Raw genomic sequence first — 22,737 nt, forward strand, 5'->3', positions numbered from 1 at the left:
TGTCCAATAAACTGTGTAAATAAAAATTAGGCGGGTTTTAAAACCCGCCTAATTTTTTTTGTTTAATTTTAATAACACAGTTTTCTTATGGAAGATTTAAAGAAACAATTTTTAGAAAGTGGCTTACTGGATGGTTTAAAGACCGAAGCCGAGTTAACCAGTTTATTGAAACAGCTTCACAGTACTGCTTTAGAATCAATGTTACAGGGAGAACTTGATGCTCACTTGGGTTATCCCAAGAATGCCAAGAACCTTACCAGTAATGCTCGAAACGGAACCACTAGTAAACAGGTCAAGACTGAATTTGGTAAAAGCCAGATTACGATTCCTAGAGATCGTCAAGGTAGTTTTGAACCTATTGTGGTGCCTAAACACAAAAGCAACTCCTTATCAGTTGAAAACATAGTGATCTCTCTTTATGCTAAAGGAATGAGTGTTTCTGATATTGAAGATGAGTTGCAAGAAATCTACGGATTTAAACTCTCTACTTCAGCGATTTCAATTATTACTGATAGGGTTAATCAACACGTTCTAGATTGGCAGAACAGGCCTTTAGAGAATGTGTATTGCGTGGTGTGGATGGATGGTATTGTCTTTAAGGTTAGACAAGCTGGAAAAGTAATAAACAAAACCATTTATCTAGCCGTTGGGCTTAATCGAGAAGGTCGTAAAGAGCTCATGGGAATGTGGCTTGGACATAATGAGTCTGCTGCATTTTGGCAAGGCGTACTTACTGATATGAAAGCTCGTGGGGTAGAGGACATTTTGGTGACTGTAACAGATAATCTTAATGGCTTTACTCAATCTATCAAAAACGTATTCCCAACAGCAGATACTCAGGTCTGTGTAGTGCATCAAATACGCAATAGTGCACGTTATGTAGTCTGGAAAGACAAAAAAGAATTTACTGGAGATATGAAGCATATTTACAATGCTCCAAATAAAGAAATGGCCAAAGTAGAACTAGATCGATTCGCAGAAAAATGGAATGACAAATATCCTTATGCGGTGCAATCCTGGCAAAGAAACTGGGAGGAACTCACTGTATTTTTTGACTTCCCAATAGAGATCAGAAAGATTATTTACACCACCAATCTTATCGAAAACCTTAATGGTAAAATCAGAAAGTACACTAAAAACAAAATGGCATTCCCAACAGATGATGCCCTCAAAAAATCAGTATATCTAGCATTAATGCAGAGTACTAAAAAGTGGACAGCTCCAATACCCAATTGGGGATTAATACTTAATCAGTTCTTAACTATATATGAAAAACGGGTTCAACTATAAAAAGTTAAACCCGCTGAAATTTTATTTACACAAAATTATGGATACTGTCAAACAAAAGAGCAGGTGGCATTTATTCTGGTCTCCTGTTCTTTTGTTTACAGAGTTTATAGAACACTATCTAGGTTATAAAATAGATTCATCTCTTTAAATTACTTCTTTATCGTTTAAAAGTTGTACCCAAGACCTATTCCTATCCCAAGGGATCCTATTTTTAGTTTAAAATTAATACCTTTTATTGGTTTTTGATATCGATACCCTAAATCAATTATTGGTATAATACTCGAGCCATTATATTGTCCTATATATGTTCCTAAATCTAATTCAAAATGATTATTTGATTTACCCGTTAATAAAGTTACTCCGCAAAGAAAATCAGTATTACTGTCATTTTTATTTTTAGTTCCATTTTTATTCTTTTTAGTATCATCGAACAATAATTTTGTTTTTCCTACACCTAAACGACCATACCAAGAAACCTTTTTTCCATCATATAAGATATGTTCATAATTGATGGATATTTGAGAGAAAAAAATTGATGAACTTGTATCTAGATAGATGTTATTTTTACTAGATTTTTTTGAATCAATTGTTTGTCCAAAAAAGTTAAAAAGGAATAAAAAGAAGAATAATACAAAAAAAGTAAATTTCATTTGATAGTAGTTAATGTTTATTATAAGTATATGTTATAGTAGAATAAAATGTTACCTAATTATTGATAAATTGGTATGGATTGTATAACCTCTTAACATCTTGTTTGCTATAGAAAAAGAATTTATCAGCAGTTTTCCCTTCTGCTAAGAGAATTTCTTTTTTATTAAAATGAATAGGCTTTCTAGGGGGACGAATATGTTTTTTTCCAAACTACTTATTTTAATTTCTGATTTCTGTTATAGCTATTAATTCTTTCATTTTAAAAACTCTGACTAACGTCAATTTTAGTTGTCGATTATTAGGAGTTTATTAAATTCTAAATTATCAGGTTTTAAGTCAAATCTATCATTTTTTTTTAAAGTAGTAACATACTTTAATGAATACTATCATACTTGGTGACACATTTTACTGAACAGTCTCCTTAATCAGGGAGTATAAAAGGTTCGAGTCTGAGTGAAAAAGCATCAATCATGAGTATAAAAGGTTCAAATCTGACTGAAAAAGCATCGTACGCAAGTATAAAACTACTTTTCCATCAGTTTTCCATTACAAAGAGTTTGTCCAGTGATTGTAGCATATAAAGAAACTAAAAATAAAATTACAACCAAAATTAAAAAAATAGGTTTGTATCTAAACTCTTTACCTTTTTTCATTGCATAGAAATAATGAAGTATTGTTCCTATAATAATAAAAAGGGTAACGAATAAGAGGGCATAAGTAACAAATCTTTTTTGTTTTTTAGATTCATCTATTTCTATTATTTCATTCGGTGAGTTAGGATTATATTGAATAGTTATTTTATCATTCTCTTATTGGAGTTTCATATGATCATAACTTATATTCTCTGTTTGTTTTTTGCCATTATTATCTAGATACTCAATGACAATATAGCCTGCTTCTTTTTTCAATCTTTTTTTCTTCGTTAGCTCTTGGGATTAATTAGGTTCTGATGTGCTGTTCGTTAAGAGACATGATTTATACAAGTTAAATATATGGCAGGTAGGGTAGAAAACAAGCGATTAATTTCAGATTAAGTACTTAGCCAAAACTTTTTATTTTGTTTAATTTTATGTTTAAAGCTAAATGAAAAATATTAGGCAGACTTAGTAAAAATACACTTTACTTTAGATTAGACACTTAACCCCGTATTAATTATAGCTTTTGTAGCTGTTGTACAACTCATAAAAATGTTAAAAGAACTACAATTTATGTTTTTAAAAGATCGTATTCAATTGATTTACAATACTAATTGTGTTATAATCATTTGAAAAAACATTGGTTTATTCAGAAATATGAGTTGTGCAACAATTACTATTGTAGCAAACAGTTTTTACTCATATCTATACGTTGTAATTATTTTATATATTTCACCAGTTGACCAAGTAATATTTTCAGTCTGTTTGGTTATATAGTCATTCGAATCAAATTCATAACTAAACGTTCCTGTACGTGAGGTGTTTGAAATAAGATTATGGGTATAATAATCTGAAATATAGTTTTTGCTTATTTCATAAGGTTTAATTTGACCTAAACCAAATTGTTTATTTAGAGAACTATTGTTTTTCCAATTGTCACCAAATAGATACTCATTATACCTGTACTCTTTAGTACTTTGTTTGTTCAAGTAATTATATGTTCCTTCGTATGTAATTTTATTTTTTGAGTTTTTTATGGTTTGATTGGTCAAATTATTATTTACATACTTAAAGAGTCTTTGAATCAAAAGTTCGTTATCCAAGTTAAACATTTTATCTTCTATTATATAGTTGTTGTTATTTAATGAGATTGTATTTTTGTGAAACCCACCATCACTCCAAGAACTTTCAGATTGGATTATATTTTCTTCATAAGTAAAGTTTTTTTGACGACTAACATCAGTCATAGAGTTATTGGGGCTAGGGATTACTTTTTTTTGAATTAGTTCATCAGAATTATTGTAAGTAAATGTTGTTGTCCACTCCAAATTACCATTTGTATCAAACTCTAAAATTTTTGATATTAAGTCTCCTTCATATAAAATCTTATTATAACGATCATCAGAATCCCGAATGCTAATTAATTTACCGTACTGAAAATTAAATTTTAGTGAAAATATAAGACTATTGTTTTTATAGTATTCTTCGGATCTTGAAATTAAGTTTTGAGTGGTGATCAAATTTTCATCATCATCATCATCATTTGAACAAGAGATTAAGACCATGAATGTTCCAATTAGTATCGTGAATAATAATTTTGTTTTTTTCATAATTTTCCATTTTGTTTAATTTTTCTATCTATTCTATAGTCTTAAAAAGTTTAAAAAGTTGCGTAGATTGATTTAAATAATTCTTTTTTTTATACTATTTCATAAATAATATAGATTTTAGTTTTAATTATTTGTAGCGTTTTATGTATGAATAGTAGCGGATAAAAAGGCACTAATTTTTAGAATAAACACAGACCCGAATTTTTATATTTTGTTTAATTTTATGTCTTTAAAAGCCAAATTTGAAAATTTGTTGGACTTCGGAAATAAGCATTTACCTTTTGATGTAACACTTATTAGCTATGTTTTATACACCGTGTTAGCACCAGTTTATATATTTAAATTGTCAGCTCCATATTCTTCGTGCCATTCGATTATCGATTTTCTTAATGAAGCTACATTTTTATTAAAGTCAGAAGGAATTTTATAAAACTCCTAGATCTAACTAGCAGTATTTTTAGTTTTTAAATCCTCTTTATTGACAAAGAAAAAATATTGTTTTTCATAATTAAATTTAACGATCAATCGATATGAATTACCTTTAATATTAAAAACAACCTGACTATCTTTTAAAATACTTGTATTGATGTAAGTTTGTTTCACTTCGCTGAGAGAAGTCCAATATGAGGATTTGGCAGTTTCATACCACGTTTTCAAATATTGTTAGGATTAAATTATGTAAGCCATAGGCATATTTGATTTAATTCGCTGTTGTACTATGCGGTGTCGTTTATGCTTATATACTTCTATGGGGAAGGGAATTCTCTTATTATTTACCCAAATTTTGTTTTTTTGAATAGAAGTGAGTTATTTTTTGTTTTTTAATTATTTAGGATAACTCCTTCTAAAATATCTTTGTTATTTTTTTTGAATTCTTCAATTTCTTTACTTAGAATTTTTTTCAATTCTTTTCCTTTAATTATAATTTCGTCATTTAGTGAATAGTTTATCTTGTATGTCATCTCATCAGATGACATTAGCGCTAAAATTGTTCCATTAGCAGGAAAACTATCAGGCATAACTATTTCAGTTTCTAAAATTTTTTCTCTGCTAGTATAAATTGGAAAAAAGGGTATGTTTTTATCATCTCTAAACATATGCAAATTAGGGTGGAATTTATTATTACTTTCTCCAATTGAAACCAAAACATATACTGTAGAGTTAAAAATATTTTTTATTTCTTTTTTATTTATTTCTTTTTTATTGTCACAGTTAGATAACAATATTATAGTCAGAATTAATGATAAGTATTTTTTCATTTAGTTAATAGGTCTTATTTTATAAGTGTGGATGTATGTTCATCATACATGATTTATATAAGTTAAATATATGGCAAGTAGGGGAGAAAACAAGCTATTAATTTCTGATTAAGTATCTAGAACGTAGATTTTTTATATGATAGGACTAAAAAATATTATGGTGATTCTGGTCAAAAGAGTATTGATCCAGTAGTGTTTTTTAAGTTATATTTGTTTGGATATTTAGAAAATATTATCGGTGATCATAAGCTTATTGATCATTGTAGTATGCGATTGGATATTCTGTATTTTCTTGGCTATAAGAATGATTTTATCACAGAAAGACGAAATAATAAAACTTCTTATTTATTAGATAAAAAAATAAGAGAACAGGTAGTATTTGTTTTGACTACCTGTTCTAGTATAAGATTACTGAGGAGGCATTGAATAGAAGAATTGCTCTTCTGTAATTTTTCCATTATTTACTTGATATACACATACTTCTTCGATTTGCATACGTCCTTGTTCTTTAAATGTGCAATCCATTTTCATAGCACAGCTAAAATGATTTTCTGCTACAACAGGATCAGATATTTCTCCGCTATGAAACTCTTCTACACTAGCATACCAGTCTTGACTCTTTTTTAATACAGCATCAATTCCAGAGGCATACTCATTAGGTGATCCAGGCATTTCTTTACTTACAATATTCTGATCATACAGCTCATTAATCGCTTGCATATTTTCTCCTTTGCGGCACAATTCTACTAATCGTGTAGCTACTTCTTGTGTATTCATTGTTTTATAATTTATTGATTTATATGATTTATAATATCCGTAAATTACAAAAAACTTTGCAAAAATATTTTAGAGTAGTGTTATGTTTTCTAACTATCTAGGGCATTTTTATACGTTTTAAGGCAGCGTTCTCTTGCTATCTTATGTTCTACAATAGGTTGTGGGTATGTAAAATCATTTAGATCTTTTACCCATGTATTGATATAGGTTAGTTGCTTATCGAATTTAGTAATTTGGGTCGTAGGATTGAATATTCTAAAATATGGTGCTGCATCTACGCCAGATCCTGCTGCCCATTGCCAATTACCTACATTAGCAGATAGATCATAATCTAATAGCTTTTCTGCAAAATAGGCTTCACCCCATCTCCAATCAATTAATAAATGTTTACATAAAAAACTGGCAACAACCATGCGCACACGATTATGCATATATCCTGTTTGATTTAATTGTCGCATACCTGCATCAACCATAGGATATCCCGTTTGCCCAGCTGTCCATTTTTTGAATTCATCTTCATTATTTCGCCATAGAATTCTATCATATTTAGATTTAAAAGCAGTGTCTTTGGTATGTGGGTAATGCCATAAGATTTGCATAAAAAACTCTCTCCATATCAGTTCTGACCAGAAAACTTCATTTTCTTCTGCGATAGCCTTTTTTATGATGGATCGAATTCCAACAGTTCCAAAACGTAAGTGAGGTCCTATTTTAGAGGTTCCATCTTCTTTTGATGGAAAATTTCTAGTGTCTTCATAATTTTGGATAAGGTTCGATGAAACGTTATAATCAGGGACTTTTATAGAAGATTCAATAAAACCCATTTCCTGAAGTGAGATACTTGGCAGATCAATGTTTTCTATTAGGTTATGTAGGTGGTTTTTTGTAGAATGAATTATAAGTGTAGAAGGATCAAATTTTTCTTTCCATTTATTTTTATAGGGGGTATATACAATATAAGGAGAACCATCTGCTTTTACAATTTCATTTTTTTCAAAAATGACTTGGTCTTTAAAGCTATAAAATTCGATATTATTCTTTTGTAGAAGGTTAGAGATTTTTGTATCTCTATCTAGTGCATAAGGTTCATAATCATGATTGGTGTATACTTGATGTATCTGATACTTAGAAATTAATTCTTTAAAAACTTTTTCTGGACTATCATAGTATAGTGCTAAAGAACTATTATATGTTTTTTGAAGTTCTTGTCTAATTTTTTGTAATCTTTCAAAAATAAAAGTTACTCTAGCATCATTTTTTGGGAGTTTATCTATAATATTTTTATCAAAAATAAATATTGGAAGTACAGCGTTTTCGCTTTTTAAGGCTTCTAGAAATCCTACATTATCATCTAGTCGAATATCTCTTCTAAACCAAAAAATAGTAATTTTTTTATTTGTCATTAGTTTATATTTAAGGTAGACATACCTCCATCAACTCCGATAACCTGACCAGTAACCCAACTACTATCATCACTTAATAGAAACTGTGCGATATTAGCAATGTCTTCTGCTTTTCCTACACGTTTCATCGGGTGCCTGTTATTCATCATTTCTTTCTTTTTTTCATTATTTAGTAATCTTTTTGCTAAAGAAGTATCGGTTAGCGATGGAGCAATTACATTAACTCTAAACTGAGGAGCGTATTCTGCAGCTAAAGCTTTAGCAAAACCTTCTATAGCACCCTTTGCTGCTGCTATACTAGTATGAAATGGCATTCCTACTTTTACAGCAACAGTACTAAAGAATACTAAACTTGCTTGATCTGAATTTGTTAATTTAGGAAGTAATGCATGTATAATCTTAACCAAAAACATAAAATTAATCTGCATATCTTCTTCAAAAATAGTAGGAGTAAGCATCTTAAAAGGTTTTAGATTAATACTCCCAGGACAATATACAAAACCATCAATTCTGTCAGGGAGTATAGAGATATCAATTTCATCTTTTGAAGCATCATAAGGGATGTGAGTAACTTCTAAATTACTAAGATTTTCAGAAGTTCTGGATGCAATAAAAAGATTGTGATCATTATATAATTTTAAGGCTATTTCAAAACCAATTCCATGACTTCCGCCTATGAGTAGAATATTTTTTCTCATTATTCGAATATAATTTGATGATTATTCTTGGTGTGTAGTACACCAAATAATTCTTTTAATTTTTTCTCTCGATATTCAAAAACTTCTTTGAGTTTTGGTTGAACAATAAAGGGGTGTACTAGCTGACCTAATAGTCCAAACGGAACTTTGTAATTAATAATGTCTTCCATTTCTACACCACCAGGTATTTCTTTAAGAAAGTGCTTGTGATGCCATAATGCATACGGACCAAATCGTTGCTCATCTACAAAATATTCTCCATCTCTTACATGTGTTATTTCTGTAACCCATTTGTTTTTAATATTTCCTATTGGAGTAACAATATATTGTATGATCTGACCAGGATACATCTTACGGTCAGCTCCTGATAAAATAGTAAACCCCATATAATCAGGGGTTATGGTCTTTAGGTTTTTAGGATTAGAAAGGAATTCCCATGCTTTTTCTATGGATATAGGAAGATTCTGTTTAGCTTTTAACGTATAAATTTTCATAGTCTATGAGATAATATTACAGTAAAAGTAAAACTATTTTGTTTAACAAAAAATATTTTTTGTTAAACAAAATAAAGAATTCAGTCTAGAAAAAAGATTCAGCCCAAGATTTAGCCTCTTCAATTGTACTAAAAAAAGTAAAAGATTTTCCGTATAGTGGTTGTTCGATAATTGCTTTGTCTCTTTCTGTATCGCTACTAGAAACAATTGCAAGCCCTTTCATATTATTTAGCTGTCCTTTTTTATAAACCTCTGAAGAAAAATCATAATGATATTTACGATGACTAATCATTATAAAATCATTGGATTTATAGTAACTACGTAACTTATCTCTAATAATTGAAGCTTCATTCAAAGTGAAGTTGACATCTTCATTAATAGTGATGATAACGTATTGAGTATATAATTCTATTTCACAGAATTCAGTAACGTAATGTTCCATAGGGGAATATGGTTTGTCTAAAATGTAAATATATGTTAAAAAGAATTAATTTTATAGATTACCTTTTTATATATTAATTATAGTGATAACATTTTTTTTATCTAGTTAATAAACAACGTAGTTATTATTTTATTTTATGATAGGGTAGATAATTTTAGAATTTATTTAAGAGTGTATGGATATATCTTTTTTTTAATCAGATAAATGATGCTTATATTTTTACTTAGCATTCAGTACAGCAATTATCATGTTTTACAAGTTTGCAGGTCAAAACAGCTAGTAAAGCTCCTATAATCGGAGCAGTAAAATATAACCATTGATGCTCCCAGTGACCAGATAATAGTGCTGGAGCAAAAGATCTTGCAGGATTCATAGAAGCATTAGTCATAGGTCCTGCAAACATCGCTTCTAATAGTACAACTCCACCTATTGCTATACCAGCCATAGTTCCTGTTTCTTTGGATCCTGAGGATACATTTATAATAACTACCATAAGAAAATATGTGAGTAGTAGTTCTAATACAAATGCTCTAAGGTCATCTAATACAGGTAGTGTACCACCTAGAAACTCACTTGTAGGAAATAAAAATAATAAGACACTACTGGCACAGATAGCTCCAATGCATTGAGCCATAATATATTTGGGAACTTCTTTCCATTCAAACTTTTTGGCGTACGCAAAAGCAATAGTGACAGCAGGATTAAAATGAGCGCCTGAGATTTCTCCAAATGCATAAATCATAGCCATAACAATTAATCCCCATGTGATTGCTATACCTACATGGCTAACATCACCTCCGGTTACTTCATTAATAGTCATTGCCCCAGTACCGCAAAATATTAGGCTAAAGGTTCCTATACATTCTGATATATATTTTCTCATTGTAATTATAAAATAGAGGCAAATATAGTATTCCTTATTTTAAGCTTTTGTTAACTTTTTATGTATTTGTAATTATTATTTTCGTTACTACGTAATTTACAAACTAAACTAAACACCATGAAAAAGATTGTCTTATTTTTTTCTGTAGCTTTATTGTCTATAGGAATAGAAGCTCAGGTAAAAACACCTCAACCAAGTCCATCATCTAAAATAGAACAGGTTATCGGATTAACAGATGTCACTGTAGCATATTCGCGACCTAGTATGAAAGGAAGAGCTATTTTTGGGAATTTAGTTCCTTATGATAAATTATGGAGAACAGGGGCTAATAAAAATACTCAAATTACTTTTAGTGATGATGTAAAAATAGGAGGGAAAGAATTAAAAAAAGGAACTTATGCAATTTATACTAAACCAGGAAAAGAAAATTGGGAAGTGATTTTTTATAGTGATGCTAATAATTGGGGAACTCCGCAGAAATGGGATGCTACTAAAGCTGCATTAACAACAACGGTAAAAGCAACTACTATTCCTATCAATGTAGAAACGTTTACCATTATGTTTAGCGATTTTAAAATGGATTCTGCTATTCTAAGCTTTTTATGGGCAACTACAGAGGTTGCATTAAAAGTAGAGGTTCCTTCAAAAGAAAAGGCAATGGCTAGTATTAAAAAAGTAATGGATGGACCATCCGCAGGGGATCACTATCAAGCAGCTACTTTTTATAAAGAAGTTGGAGAAATTGCTAAGGCTAAAGAACATATAGATAAAGCTATTTCACTACGTAAAAACCCTGCTTTTTGGTATCATAGACAGCAATCTTTGATCTATGCAAAATCTGGAGATAAAGCTGGGGCAATAAAAGCAGCAAAAACTTCGTTACAGTTAGCAGAGAAGGCAGGCAATGCTGACTATGTTAAATTAAACAAAGACTCCCTTTTAGAGTGGGGAGCTAAGTAAACACTCTTTCTCACACACACAAATCGTTTAAGAAGCGTTCTGATAATTCAGAACGCTTTTTTTTAATCCCTCATTGAAGAGTTTGATTCTCTGAGGCTAGCCTCAGAGAATCAAACTCTTTTTTTCAGAAGCATATTTCAGGAGCTTGTCTCCAATCACATTAAGCTCTGTATCTTTTTTGATTATTAAATATTTGTAAAAACAGTATACCCATATTTCTTTACTTACATCATGCATGGATTCTATTCTACACAGCAATGAGAGCGTACTATTTTTAGGCACAGTTCATTCTGGTGTATACCAGAATCCATTAGTAATAATACCATTTACATTTTGAATTTACCGTAATAAAACACCCTTTTTTCCTTCGGTTTCATTTTATAATGAAACCGAAGCTAAGATTATACTTTAATTTTCTAATTCACATAAAGAAAAAAATCATCATTTTGTTTTACAGTAAATTTAAAGTATGACTGGTATAAATTATAAATTAATAGTTTAAGTTTTTATCTTAATGATATTGAGTTTTCCTCGAGGTTGTTGATTTATTTTTATGCTATTCTTGATTCCTTATTAAGTATAATGTAACCCTATTTGATTTCTAACAGTATCTAATAATGTTATCAATTGTAAACTTTTTTCAAAACTCATAATAGTGCTTTCGGTTCGGTTTTGTTGTAGCATTTCTTGTACATGAATGGCTTCAAAATTATATCCATTTGTAGGTACTTCAAACTCTATTAATTCTGATTTTCCATTTTTAGTAATGGTTACAGAAGAGGGTTCCTGAAAACGACTATTGATAAGTATTGTTCCTTTTTCTAGTTCTAGAATGGCTTCGGTACTAGTTTCTTTTATAACAGCACTATATAAAGATGCAGTTGCACCATTAGCATAATGTAATGCTACAGTACAATCTTCATCAACTCCTGTTTTTCCTAGTGTAGCAGTTGCAATGATTTCGTCTGGGTAGCCTAAGGTACTTAGCGCAGTAAATAATGGGTATATACCTACATCTAGGAGACTTCCTCCTCCAAGAGATTTGTTAAATACTCTACTTGATGGGTCAAAAGACATTGAAAAACCAAAGTCGGCTTTTAGTGTTTTTACTTCTCCTAATTTCTTAGAGGTAATGATGTCTATAACGTATCTGTAATGAGGTAAGAAATAAGTCCAAAGTGCTTCCATTAAGAATACGTTATTCTTTTTTGCTAAAGCAATCATTTCTTTGACCTGATTGGCATTCATGGCAAATGGTTTTTCGCATAAAACGGCTTTCTTATGAGTAAGGCACATTATGGTATTTTCATAATGAAAAACATGAGGAGTAGCAATATATATTACATCGATATTAGGATCTTTGCTGAGCGTTTCATAATCTCCATAACAATTAGATACATGATAATTGTGACCAAAATCTTTAGCTTTTTCTATAGTTCTGCTAGCAACAGCATATAGTTTAGCATTGGGTACAAATTCTAAGTCTTTAGCAAATTTATGCGCTATTTTACCACAACCTAAAATTCCCCAGTTTATGGTTTTTTCTACATTCATACTGTAGTTTTGACTTTTGGTTTAGAACCTATTATAGGTTGTATCATCATGGCAATTGCCATAACAAGAATACAGCCAATTAGATTAAGCCAAAGAAAACTGATATATGGTTTAAGTCCCATTTGTTCTAATCTAAATATAGTAAAATACCATATTAAAACTATGGATACCTGAGTGATTAGTGCTGCAATAAAAGTGGCATTACTTTTTACAAATTTGATAAAGAATGCTAAAAGGAATATCCCTAGAACATTTCCATAAAAGATAGAACCAATGATATTAACTAATTGAATTAAATTATCAAATAAGTTGGCAAAACATGCTACTATAATGGCTAAAATCCCCCATGTTAATGTAAAAAGCTTAGAAGCAGATACATAATGTTGTTCGCTTTTTTCTTTTTTTACATTTCGTTTGTATAGATCAATGACGGTAGTTGACGCTAGCGCATTTAATTCTGAAGCTGTTGAAGACATAGCAGCAGAGAGAATAACAGCAAGAAGCAATCCTATAAGTCCTTTAGGCAGATTGTTTAATATAAAATGAATAAAAACATAATCCTTATCATTGGTCTCTACATTAGCATCTGCTTTTTTGATTAATTCTTTAGCAGCTTTACGAGTTTTTTTATCTTCTTCGTTTAGGTGTTGTATAAAACTATGATTATCGATTTTTTCTTGTTCACTTCCTTTAAGATATTTATTGATGTATACTTCTTTAGAATTATGAATGTCGGACAATTGATTTTCTAATTCAGTATATTGTTTTGCGTACTGTGAGTTGGCAACTGCTTCTTTTCCCTTTGGGTTAAAATTAAGAGGGGAAGGATTAAATTGATAAAATACAAAAACCATAACTCCTACTAATAGGATAAAAAACTGCATAGGTACTTTTAGAAGTCCATTAAATAATAATCCTAGTTGACTTTCTTTTATGGATTTACCTGTTAAGTATCGTTGTACTTGGCTTTGATCTGTTCCAAAATAGGATAGGGCTAAGAATGTTCCTCCAATAATACCACTCCAGAATGTATAGCGATTATCGAGATCAAATGAAAAGTCTAGAACTTCCATTTTTCCACTTGCACCTGCAATATCTAATGCTTTAGAAAACGTTATTCCATCTGGGAGATAGCTGATGATAATAAAAAAAGCAATGAGCATCCCTATAAAAATGATTCCCATTTGCTGCTTCTGTGTAATATTAACTGCTTTTGTACCTCCGGATACGGTGTATATAATGACAAGGATACCTATTATAATATTTAGAGTAGTGAGATCCCAACCTAATACTGATGATAATATAATGGCAGGGGCAAAAATAGTGATTCCTGCTGCTAATCCCCTTTGTATTAAAAAAAGAATAGCAGTTAATGTTCTGGTTTTTAGATCGAATCGACTTTCTAGGTATTCATATGCAGTATATACATTTAGCTTGTGATATATGGGTATAAATATCATACAAATGACTACCATAGCTATAGGAACTCCAAAATAGAATTGTACAAACCCCATCCCATCATGAAAAGCTTGCCCTGGAGCAGATAGAAAAGTAATGGCACTTGCTTGGGTAGCCATAACAGATAATCCTATTGTCCACCAATGTGCATCGTTGCCTCCTCGGATATAATCTTTAACATTTTTACTTCCCTTGGTTTTCCAAGCTCCGTATAATACTATGAATAGAAGAGTACTTAGTAGTACGATCCAATCTATGATTTGCATAAGTAATAATTGATTAAATTAGTATATGGATGAACGGGATTGTTTTAAAAGAATTGTTATGAATAGCTATTGGTAATGATATAAAATAGTACGATGTATATTACATTAGCTATTAATACAGCACTATATAATTTTTTCCATTTTACCTTTTCTTTGATTTCTTTCATATTTTAAAGTTACTATATTTTTTAAGGTTTATTTCCCTAGTGATAATATATTCGCAAAAAGTCGGTATGCTCCTGATACTCCTGCAGGAAATTCTCTAAAGAAACTTAATCCAGTATATACATAATATCCTTTTCCGTATTGTGCTACTAGTAAGGCTCCTTTCTTTTCTGTTTCTCCTTTATCATTAGCCGATAAAATAGGGGTGTAGTCTGCCGACCATTTATTAGGGAAATATAATCCACGTTCTTGTACCCAACCTTTAAAATCAGCAGATGTGATTTTATTAGGAGTGTTTAAAACAGGATGATCTGGGGCTAAAAAAGTAACTTCTGCGTCTTCATTGGTTACTCGATCTCTTGATAAGGTAAGAGGAAAAGGTCCTAGATTTTCTTTTACTTTTAATCTATGATTGGTATTATATTGGATGATAAGGTTACCACCATTTTTTACATATTCTAATAGATATTGTTGTTTAAACTTTAATTGTTCTACAGTATTGTATGCTCTAATACCTACCACAATAGCATCAAAAGATTGTAGATTTTCTGGAGAAACAGATTCTGGGTCAATTATTGTTACATTATAGCCAATTTGTTGTAAACTTTCTGGAACAACATCTCCAGCACCTTCTATATAACCGATATTTTGCCCTTTCTTTTTGATATCTAAACGAACAACTTTAGTCTGAGAAGGCAATATTACTGTTTGATAGGGGATATGGTCGTAATCAATGGTGATAATTTCTTTAGAATAAGTGGCATCATTGATTTTGATTTTTGGAGAAATATAACCTTCACTTTGTGTTTGTGGAGCAGTAAGTGTAAATACTACTGTTTTTTCTTCTCCTTTTTGTGATAGTCTAAAATCAATATGAGTAGGAGTTACACTCCAGTTTTTAGGATGTGATAGCGTTATTTGCCCTTTTAGATTAGCTTTTCCTGCTTTTATAGTAACTGGGATTTGTTTTGATGGACCATTAGCATATATAATTACTTTATCTTTAATACTAGCAGAAATTATAGGGATAATTTCTAATGGTTTATATACTTCTCCTTTTACAGGATCATTTGTTTTGTATACAACAGCTTTAGTAAATGGTATAGATACTCCATCTATTGCTACTGTAAATGTAGCTTTGATAGTACGTTCTGTTTCTGGTTTTCCGATAAATTGTTGATCAGATACAGTATACATTCCTAATGTTCCTTTATTAGTAAGCCAATATGGATTTGTGAAATTTATGTCATTAGGGATAGTCCCAGTGTATTCGAAGTTGTTTTTTATATTATCTTTTAAAATTTTATCAGAAGTATCATTTATACCAAGTGTAGCAATTTTAATAGATTGTAATGTCATATAGGTATTACTCCGATTAATTGCTTCTATTTTTAGGGATACCTTACTGCCTTTAGTCATATTAGCTTCAGGAGCAACGGCTTCTAAGTAAAGTCCAGCAGTAGTTGCAATAATTTCTTTAATTTCTTTAGATTTAATAATTTTCCAGTGCTGATCTTCTAATTGCTGAATGAGTTGATATGCTTTAACTAATTGAGAAATTGAGGCGGAAGGGTTTTTAAAATCAAAGTTTTTCTCTATTTGTGCTAAGATATCTCCAATAGCTTTTCCTCCTTTAACACGATTCCAAGAGGTATCAATGCCTTCAAAAATATTGGTCTTATCTTTTGGTAATTCACCTTTTATTAATTCGATATATTCATTTTGTTGTCCACGACTACCAGTGCTTCCAAATCCTTGAGATTTATGCTGACTACGACTTAGAGATGCTATTTCGCTATTGGATAGTCCTAAAATAGGGTAATATACCCCTGTATCAAATTTTAATAATTTTGTTTTATCTGCTTTTTTAAATTTTTCTTGACTACCGTAGAACCACCAAGAAGTGTTAAAGAATAATCGTTTTGGTTGCCATGTCTCTGCGTATTTAAGATGTTCAGGGTACATAGCTGTGTTTGCTGTTAGATCAAAGGCTTCTACACTTAGCATAGCAGACGAAGTGTGATGTCCATGTGTACTACCAGGTGTTCTATGGTCAAATCTATTGATGATTACATCGGGTTTAAATTTTCTAATTGCCCAAACAACATCACTTAATACTTCTTTTTTGTCCCATATAGAAAGCGTTTCATTAGGATGTTTGGAGTATCCAAAATCATTGGCTCGAGTAAATAATTGTTCTCCACCATCGGTTTTGCGAGCTGCGAGTAATTCTTGAGTTCTGATTACTCCTAATAATTCTCGGATTTCTGCGCCTATTAGATTTTGTCCGCCATCTCCTCTGGTTAATGATAAATATGCTGTTCTTGCTTTTTGTTGATTAGCCATATACGATATCAATCGTGTATTTTCATCATCAGGATGTGCAGCTACATAGAGTACAGAGCCTAGAAAGTTTAATTTTTGTATAGCTTGATAGATTTCTGCGGTACTAGGTTTATGGGGTTGTTGTCCTTGGATAATGAACGGGAATAGTATTGTAATACTGATTACAAAAAATAATTTTCGCATAATTATTGAAGCAAATTTTGGTTGATTTTCCCCAAATATATAAAGATAAAATTCTCAGAATTATGGTTTAAGGATACTTTAACAAGGATTATAGGGGTGTATACAGTATGCGTACAATGTATGTACAACTTTTTATTTTTTCTTTTTGATTAGAAGGCTGAAGTCCAAGATTAGATCTTATATTTTGGTTATTATTTCTTTTTCCTTTCTACAAATTCTAATTGTTCAACACTCACATTAGTTGTAAAAATGCCATAATTAACAACTGCTTTACCTTTTTCTAGTGTATCTATAGTGCCTATAGATTTACCATCTATCATACGTACTCGATCTCCAATTTGTAAGGTGATTTTGGGTTTTGCAGCTTCGATTTTTTCTTCTTTCTTTTTTTCTTCTTTCTTCTTCTCTCGAATAACTCCAACCTTTTGTTTTACTTCATTTATAATTTTTTGTTTTTTAACTTTTTCTACTGTTCGTTGTTTTGGAGTTTGCTTTTTTCGTTTAGAATTTTCTACTTCAACAATTTTAATAAATTCATTGAGCAGTTCTCTTTTCTTCTTATTATTAAAATATTTTTCACTAAGGTCATCTACTTTTTGACCTAAATAAATCATTCGTTGATTACTATCATATAATTCTTGATAGCTTTCTAACTTACGCTGTATACGTTCATTGATTTTTTGTAAACGTTCCTTTTCGTCTTCTGCTTTTTGTTCTTTCGTTTTAAGCCCAGCAGTAGTTTTTTGTAATTTAGATCGTTCTTTTTGAAGGTTAGCAATGCTTTTATCAAAACGAATTTTTCCTCTCTCTACTTTTTTCTTAGCTTTATTGATCAGACTATATGGGATACCATTTTTTTGAGCAACCTCAAAAGTAAAAGAACTTCCTGCTTCACCTAAATGTAATTTAAATAGAGGTTCTAATGTTTTAGCATCAAACAGCATATTGGCATTACTCATATTGGGCAATTCATTAGCCAACATTTTTAAATTAGCATAATGTGTAGTGATGATTCCAAAGGATTCTCTTTCATAGAAAACTTCAAGAAAAGCCTCTGCTAATGCACCTCCTAGTTCTGGGTCACTACCTGTTCCAAATTCATCGATTAAAAACAGCGTTTTATCATTACATTTTCTGAGAAAATATTTCATGTTTTTTAAACGATAACTATAAGTGCTCAGATGATTTTCTATAGATTGATTATCACCGATATCAGTAAGGATAATATCAAACAAACATATTCTACTGTATTCATGTACAGGTATTAACATTCCACTCTGTAGCATTACTTGTAGCAATCCAATAGTTTTTAGAGTGATACTTTTACCACCAGCATTAGGTCCGGAGATAACAATAATTTGATTGTTTTGGTCTAAGGTTATTGTTTGTGGAAAGGTTGTATCACCTTTTGATGTATTAGAATAATATAATAATGGGTGGTAGGCTTCTTTTAGAGTTAATTCTCTGTTTTCAGTAATTTTTGGTAATACAGCATTAAGCCTAGTAGCATATTTTGATTTAGCAGAAACGATATCAATATAACTAAGGTAGTCTTGATATTGTTCTAATAAATCAATAAAAGGACGTAGTCTATTGGTAAGGTCTTTTAATATTTTTACAATTTCTTCTCTTTCTTCATATAGAAGATTACTAAGTTCTCGACTATATTGAAGAGTAGCTTCTGGTTCGATATATACAATGCTACCTGTCTTAGAGTTACCCATAATGGCACCTTTGACTTTACGACGGTACATCGCTGTTACTGCCAGAACTCTTCTATTATCTACAACACTTTCTTTGATTTCATCTAGATATCCTAGATTATGATATCGCGATAAGTCTCTTCCAAAACTTCCATTTAATTTTCCTTGAACACTATTTATTTCTTTTCTAAGATTTAGTAGCTTAGGGGATGCATTATCTCTGACTTCTCCAAACTTATCAATTATAGTATCAATTAGATTGATAATTTCTTTAGTAAAAAGGACCTCTGATGAGGTTTGGTGTAGTACAGGATATAGTTCTGCATTTTTTTTTAAAAAAAATAATAAATCATTAGCAGTGATGCTAATAGAGACTATTTTTTTTAAATTAAAAGCTTCTAGAAAGGTGTTTTCTATGTGTAATAACTTGATTTCTTTAGAAATACTATCGAAACTATGATTAGGAATTCGGGTATCATTAAGAAATGAAGATTTATATTCAAATACTTCTTGTAGGGCAATATGAAGTTGCTTTTTAGTACTAAAAGGAGTAATTTGTAATGCCTTTGATTTTCCATACTCAGTATTACAGTATTCTGCAATATGACTAAGTACAGTATCAAATTCTAGATCGTCTAGTGTTTTTTTAGAAATGTGGATCATACTTTGTTTTACCCTATTTTTGGGTTATATTCGATCGTTTTATGAACAAGCAAAAATACACAATTGCTATAATTTTTTCATCTCTATATGAATGTAAATATTGAAACTTCTTGGAATCAGCAACTTAAAGAGGAATTTAGTAAGCCATATTTTACTGCTCTAGCAAATTTTGTGAAAACAGAGTATAAAAATCATACATGTTACCCAAAAGGATCTGAGATTTTTGCAGCTTTTGATCATTGTAGTTTTGATGATGTTAAAGTAGTTATAATTGGTCAAGATCCTTATCATGGGACAGGGCAAGCTAATGGGTTATGTTTCTCTGTAGCTGGTGGTATTGCTAACCCTCCTTCATTAATAAATATTTTTAAAGAGATTGAAACAGACATAAATGTACCTTTTCCTTCAAATGGAAATTTAGAACGTTGGGCCAAACAAGGAGTTTTATTATTAAATGCTACATTAACTGTACGAGCTCATCAAGCAGGTTCTCATCAAAATAAAGGTTGGGAAGAGTTCACGAATGCTGTGATTCAAAAAATATCTGATCATAAGAAAAATGTAGTTTTCTTATTGTGGGGAGGGTATGCTAAGAAAAAAGGAGCAAAGATTGATACTTCTAAGCATTGTGTTTTGACAAGTGGACATCCTTCTCCATTAAGTGCGAATAGAGGGTATTGGTTTGGAAATAAGCATTTTAGTAAAACTAATTCATATTTAGCAGAAACCAATCAAATGAGGGTAAATTGGTAGTTAATTATGCTGCATTAGAGATGTCTGATTCTTTAGATTTTTTATCTTCAATTTTATTTATAGAAGTCTTTGATTTCTTTTTGTCTGTATCGACTGACTGAGTGCTTATTTTAAGTAAAATAAAGTTGAAAGCAACAAGCCCTGTTAGTATTATTAAAAAAGTTACCATAATAAATATTTTTTTAGTTTATTATTAGATGCATGTATAACCAAAAGGTTGCTTTTGCAACTAATAACTAGTTCATATCATCGGGGTAGGTGATGCAAATGTACAAAATATTTTTACTGTATAAGAGCTTATTGTGTAAATGTTTAAGAATTAGTTATTTGTTGTGTAATGTTGGTTTTCTCTGCTGGTTTTTATTTTTTTATCTTAATTTGTTGTAATATCCTTTATTATAATGTGTTTATTTTGAAGTGTTTTTTCTGAAAAAACACACTTAGATATTAAAAGTTAGTCTTTTTGGATCTATTTTTTTATCAATGATTTGTAAATCAAATAAATGATTTTGTATTTCTATAAGAGTTTCTTTTTTGATTAGGGATTGACTCCACTCTGTAAGTGCTAACCATTTTTGTATATCTTCTAATTGTTGATCATACCGATTAGCTAATGTTTTCTCGATACTAGGTATGTGTTTAAAATCTTCTGTAGTAGTATTAATGATATTCAAGATTGTTTTTATTTCTTTTGCTTTATTACTTAGAATGTCCTCTCTTACAGCTATTACAAAGCATGGCCACGGAGTAGGACAATCTGCAACTCTTCTAAAGGTTCCGCTATCAACTAAAGGTTTTGTGGTAAAATGCTCCCACATAAAATAATCCGCATTTCCTTTGGTTAAAGCCTCTATTGCACCGCTAAGGTTTTTTATAACTTCAAATTCTAGAAGTGAAGAATCCCATTTTTGATTTTGTGCGTTTACATGTGCCATTAAGTGTGAACCAGATCCATATCTACTAATAGCAGCTTTTGTGTTTTCTAATTCAGATAGATGGTTATACTTAGAATTCGCTCCGACATGAATACCCCATATAAGAGGTGTTTTAATATAGGTTTGTACTATTTTACAAGGATTACCATCTATAATATCTTTTATAATTCCTTCTGTAAGGATTATGGCCATATCGATATCTTTGTTTCTTAAGGCTTCGCACATAGCGCCGGTACCTCCTGGATATTCTACCCATTCTAATTGTATATCATTCTTTAGGTAGCTTCCGTCTTCAATTGTTAAGTGCCAAGGTAAATTGAAGTGCTCTGGAACACCGCCTATTTTTATAGTGTGCATAGTATTTAATGATTAATAAATTGCTTTTTATCGTTGTTTTTGTGTTTTTTATCGGTAAAAATAATTTATTTTTATATATATTTGAACTATTATTCTTCTAAAAGATGTATCTTTATAAAAAGATTTAACCCCCAAAAAAAACAATATTGTTATGAAAAAGGATTTTTTTAAAAATAAAAATACATATGTAAAAGTTGCGAAGTTAAAAAATAATTCTGTAGAGAATGGTATCGTTGTTTTTATTGCAGTATTGTTGTTTGCAAATCTATTAATTAGTCTTAAAATATTATTTGGATAATCCTTTATAAATTAAGATAATATACTTGTATAGAAAAAAAGAGGTAATCTGCTTTTTTATACAAGTTTAGATTATTATTGATAACTTACTATTTTATCCAGAGTATATGTAATCAGTTTGTTGATGGTTTTTTTTGGAGTTTTACTAAATTCTCCTGTAGTTCTGTTTGCTAGAATAGCGTTCATAGAAACGGCTTTATGACCAAGTAATTTTGCCATTCCATATATTCCTGAAGTTTCCATCTCTAAATTAGTAATTTTTTTATTCTCATAACTAAATTCAGTTATTTTTTTATTGAGTTGATCATTCTGAAGAGGAATTCTTAAGACTCTGCCTTGTGGGCCATAGAAACCAACATTAGTAATTGTGATTCCTTTATTGATAAGAGGATCGTTAGCAATGTGTTTGCCTAATTTCTCATCGTATAAAACTACATAAGGTGTTGATTTATTCTGATCCCAATCTAAATGTTGTATTAATTCTTTAGAGATATTTGGTAGTTGTATATGTTGACTATCATAAAAATGAAGCAAACTATCAAAACCAATAGCAATTTCTGATATAATAAAACTATCAATAGGGATGTTTGATTGTATTGCTCCAGAAGTTCCTATACGTATGATATGTAGTGTTGTATGCTTTTCTTTAACTTTTCTGGTTGAGAAATCTATATTTACTAAGGCGTCTAATTCATTAAATACGATATCAATATTGTCTGTGCCTATACCTGTAGAAATTACAGAAATTCTTTTTCCGTTATAATTTCCTGTTTGTGTGTGAAATTCTCGTTTACGAATTTTATATTCAATAGAATCAAAATACTGAGTAACTTCATCAACTCGATCAGGATCTCCAACTGTTATGATGTGATGAGCTAGATGTTCAGGTTTTAAATTGAGATGATAAATACTACCATCTTCATTAATGATAAGTTCGGATTCGGCTATAGCCATA

The 22,737-nt window shown here is 30.5% G+C and carries 21 protein-coding genes and 1 pseudogene; 5 read left to right on the forward strand and 17 right to left on the reverse strand.

Annotated elements, in window-relative coordinates:
- Window positions 1-87 precede the first annotated feature (87 nt).
- Window positions 88-1,290, forward strand: coding sequence for an IS256 family transposase (locus N456_RS15675; protein ID WP_062054977.1), 1,203 nt, complete (start codon window positions 88-90; stop codon window positions 1,288-1,290).
- Between the two features lie 164 nt (window positions 1,291-1,454).
- Here the strand turns inward: N456_RS15675 and N456_RS15680 are convergent, their stop codons facing one another.
- The 4 genes from N456_RS15680 to N456_RS15700 all read right to left on the reverse strand — a co-directional run bounded on the left by N456_RS15680 (window position 1,455) and on the right by N456_RS15700 (window position 5,445).
- Complete coding sequence (locus tag N456_RS15680) at window positions 1,455-1,940, reverse strand: hypothetical protein (protein ID WP_062059317.1); 486 nt, start codon at window positions 1,938-1,940, stop codon at window positions 1,455-1,457.
- A 1,331-nt stretch (window positions 1,941-3,271) separates the two neighbouring features.
- Window positions 3,272-4,186, reverse strand: a complete 915-nt coding sequence (locus tag N456_RS15690) for a hypothetical protein (RefSeq protein WP_062059322.1) — start codon at window positions 4,184-4,186, stop codon at window positions 3,272-3,274.
- 441 nt (window positions 4,187-4,627) lie between these two features.
- Window positions 4,628-4,843, reverse strand: coding sequence for a type II toxin-antitoxin system HigB family toxin (locus tag N456_RS23775; RefSeq protein ID WP_082422557.1), 216 nt, complete (start codon window positions 4,841-4,843; stop codon window positions 4,628-4,630).
- A 164-nt stretch (window positions 4,844-5,007) separates the two neighbouring features.
- Window positions 5,008-5,445: an SseB family protein gene (locus N456_RS15700; protein ID WP_062059326.1), complete on the reverse strand. Its 438-nt coding sequence runs from the start codon at window positions 5,443-5,445 to the stop codon at window positions 5,008-5,010.
- A gap of 123 nt (window positions 5,446-5,568) precedes the next feature.
- On the opposite strand from N456_RS15700, the pseudogene N456_RS25420 reads away from it, so the two are divergent.
- A pseudogene (locus N456_RS25420) lies at window positions 5,569-5,754 on the forward strand (transposase); the annotation flags it as partial.
- A gap of 99 nt (window positions 5,755-5,853) precedes the next feature.
- Here the strand turns inward: N456_RS25420 and N456_RS15705 are convergent.
- The 6 genes from N456_RS15705 to N456_RS15730 form a co-directional block, all read right to left on the reverse strand.
- A complete protein-coding gene (locus N456_RS15705) occupies window positions 5,854-6,222 on the reverse strand; it encodes a SnoaL-like domain-containing protein (RefSeq protein ID WP_062059328.1) in 369 nt (122 codons plus the stop codon).
- A gap of 89 nt (window positions 6,223-6,311) precedes the next feature.
- A complete protein-coding gene (locus tag N456_RS15710; protein WP_062059330.1) occupies window positions 6,312-7,625 on the reverse strand; it encodes a cryptochrome/photolyase family protein in 1,314 nt (437 codons plus the stop codon).
- Complete coding sequence (locus tag N456_RS15715) at window positions 7,625-8,323, reverse strand: SDR family NAD(P)-dependent oxidoreductase (protein ID WP_062059332.1); 699 nt, start codon at window positions 8,321-8,323, stop codon at window positions 7,625-7,627. Before N456_RS15715 ends, N456_RS15710 begins: the two co-directional genes overlap by 1 nt.
- Window positions 8,323-8,817 carry an SRPBCC family protein gene (locus N456_RS15720; protein ID WP_062059334.1) on the reverse strand — a complete coding sequence of 165 codons (495 nt, stop codon included), beginning with the start codon at window positions 8,815-8,817 and terminating at the stop codon, window positions 8,323-8,325. Before N456_RS15720 ends, N456_RS15715 begins: the two co-directional genes overlap by 1 nt.
- An 85-nt stretch (window positions 8,818-8,902) precedes the next feature.
- Window positions 8,903-9,259 carry a hypothetical protein gene (locus N456_RS15725; RefSeq protein WP_062059336.1) on the reverse strand — a complete coding sequence of 119 codons (357 nt, stop codon included), beginning with the start codon at window positions 9,257-9,259 and terminating at the stop codon, window positions 8,903-8,905.
- Window positions 9,260-9,482: 223 nt separating this feature from the next.
- The gene (locus N456_RS15730; RefSeq protein ID WP_205410276.1) at window positions 9,483-10,142 is read right to left on the reverse strand and encodes an MIP/aquaporin family protein; all 660 of its coding nucleotides are present in this window, start codon (window positions 10,140-10,142) and stop codon (window positions 9,483-9,485) included.
- A 117-nt stretch (window positions 10,143-10,259) separates the two neighbouring features.
- Here N456_RS15730 and N456_RS15735 point away from each other — a divergent pair, with 117 nt between their 5' ends.
- The gene (locus tag N456_RS15735; RefSeq protein WP_062059340.1) at window positions 10,260-11,102 is read left to right on the forward strand and encodes a DUF2911 domain-containing protein; all 843 of its coding nucleotides are present in this window, start codon (window positions 10,260-10,262) and stop codon (window positions 11,100-11,102) included.
- A 573-nt stretch (window positions 11,103-11,675) separates the two neighbouring features.
- Here N456_RS15735 and N456_RS15740 read toward each other — a convergent pair.
- The 4 genes from N456_RS15740 to N456_RS15755 all read right to left on the reverse strand — a co-directional run bounded on the left by N456_RS15740 (window position 11,676) and on the right by N456_RS15755 (window position 19,440).
- Complete coding sequence (locus N456_RS15740; RefSeq protein WP_062059342.1) at window positions 11,676-12,656, reverse strand: Gfo/Idh/MocA family protein; 981 nt, start codon at window positions 12,654-12,656, stop codon at window positions 11,676-11,678.
- Complete coding sequence (locus N456_RS15745; RefSeq protein WP_062059344.1) at window positions 12,653-14,380, reverse strand: sodium:solute symporter family protein; 1,728 nt, start codon at window positions 14,378-14,380, stop codon at window positions 12,653-12,655. The genes N456_RS15740 and N456_RS15745 overlap by 4 nt, the downstream gene beginning before the upstream one ends.
- A 195-nt stretch (window positions 14,381-14,575) precedes the next feature.
- A complete protein-coding gene (locus N456_RS15750; RefSeq protein WP_062059346.1) occupies window positions 14,576-17,074 on the reverse strand; it encodes a PIG-L family deacetylase in 2,499 nt (832 codons plus the stop codon).
- Window positions 17,075-17,265: 191 nt separating this feature from the next.
- A complete protein-coding gene (locus N456_RS15755; RefSeq protein WP_062059348.1) occupies window positions 17,266-19,440 on the reverse strand; it encodes an endonuclease MutS2 in 2,175 nt (724 codons plus the stop codon).
- Between the two features lie 87 nt (window positions 19,441-19,527).
- Here N456_RS15755 and ung point away from each other — a divergent pair, with 87 nt between their 5' ends.
- The gene (gene ung, locus N456_RS15760; protein WP_062059350.1) at window positions 19,528-20,193 is read left to right on the forward strand and encodes a uracil-DNA glycosylase; all 666 of its coding nucleotides are present in this window, start codon (window positions 19,528-19,530) and stop codon (window positions 20,191-20,193) included.
- Between the two features lie 4 nt (window positions 20,194-20,197).
- On the opposite strand, the gene N456_RS24550 is transcribed toward ung, so the two are convergent.
- Together N456_RS24550 and N456_RS15765 are read right to left on the reverse strand one after the other, a co-directional pair.
- Window positions 20,198-20,362, reverse strand: coding sequence for a hypothetical protein (locus N456_RS24550; RefSeq protein WP_158447910.1), 165 nt, complete (start codon window positions 20,360-20,362; stop codon window positions 20,198-20,200).
- Between the two features lie 271 nt (window positions 20,363-20,633).
- Window positions 20,634-21,485, reverse strand: coding sequence for a substrate-binding domain-containing protein (locus N456_RS15765; RefSeq protein WP_062059351.1), 852 nt, complete (start codon window positions 21,483-21,485; stop codon window positions 20,634-20,636).
- Between the two features lie 151 nt (window positions 21,486-21,636).
- Here N456_RS15765 and N456_RS24555 point away from each other — a divergent pair, with 151 nt between their 5' ends.
- Window positions 21,637-21,783 (forward strand): hypothetical protein, encoded by a 147-nt coding sequence (locus N456_RS24555; protein ID WP_158447911.1) that lies wholly within the window; start codon window positions 21,637-21,639, stop codon window positions 21,781-21,783.
- Window positions 21,784-21,857: 74 nt separating this feature from the next.
- Here the strand turns inward: N456_RS24555 and N456_RS15770 are convergent, their stop codons facing one another.
- Window positions 21,858-22,736 carry a nucleoside phosphorylase gene (locus tag N456_RS15770; protein ID WP_062059353.1) on the reverse strand — a complete coding sequence of 293 codons (879 nt, stop codon included), beginning with the start codon at window positions 22,734-22,736 and terminating at the stop codon, window positions 21,858-21,860.
- Window position 22,737 lies beyond the last annotated feature (1 nt).

It is taken from the genome of Aquimarina longa SW024 (assembly GCF_001401755.1).
GTDB classification, from domain to species: Bacteria; Bacteroidota; Bacteroidia; order Flavobacteriales; family Flavobacteriaceae; genus Aquimarina; species Aquimarina longa.